This is a genomic window from Halomonas sp. ND22Bw (genome assembly GCF_003011945.1).
In the GTDB taxonomy this organism is placed as follows: domain Bacteria; phylum Pseudomonadota; class Gammaproteobacteria; order Pseudomonadales; family Halomonadaceae; genus Halomonas; species Halomonas halophila.
Map to the genome: position 1 here is coordinate 1 of NZ_PXWD01000049.1, position 681 is coordinate 681.

Genomic DNA, 681 nt, shown 5'->3' on the forward strand with positions numbered 1-681 from the left:
GAAGCCCTCGTGGATGCGGTGGCCGGAGGACTGGGCGACCCGCTCGCGCTCGGCGCCCAGGCACACCCGGGCCATGGCCTCCACGGTCTCCACCGGGAAGTCGCCGGCGGCGGTCTCGGCGGAGAGCATCACCGCGTCGGTGGCGTCGAGTACCGCGTTGGCCACGTCGAACACCTCGGCCCGGGTCGGCAAGGGCGAGTCGATCATCGACTCCATCATCTGGGTGGCGGTGATCACCGCACGGTTGAGGCTGCGGGCGTGCTTGATGATGCGCTTCTGGGTGCCGATCAGCGCCTCGTCGCCGATCTCCACGCCGAGATCGCCGCGGGCCACCATCACCGCCTCGCTGGCCTCGATGATGCCGTCGAGGGTGGCGTCGTCGGCCACCGCCTCGGCGCGCTCGAGCTTGGCCACCAGGCCGATGTCGCGGCCGGCCTCGCCCAGCAGGTCCCGTGCCTCCTGCATGTCCGCGGCGCTGCGCGGGAAGGACACGGCCAGGTAGTCGACGCCGATGGCCATGGCGGTCTCGAGGTCGGCGCGGTCCTTGTCGGTCAGCGCCGGGGCGGAGAGGCCGCCGCCCTGCTTGTTGATGCCCTTGTTGTTGGACAGCTCGCCGCCCACCGCCACGGTGGTGTGGATGGCGCTGCCGTCGACGCGGTCGACGTCGAGCACCACCCGGCC

The 681-nt window shown here is 72.0% G+C and carries 1 protein-coding gene; it reads right to left on the reverse strand.

What is annotated here, in order from left to right; all coding sequences use genetic code 11:
- Positions 1-681, reverse strand: a 681-nt coding sequence (locus CVH10_RS16885; RefSeq protein WP_369335841.1) for a pyruvate kinase, incomplete at both ends; no start/stop codon positions are given.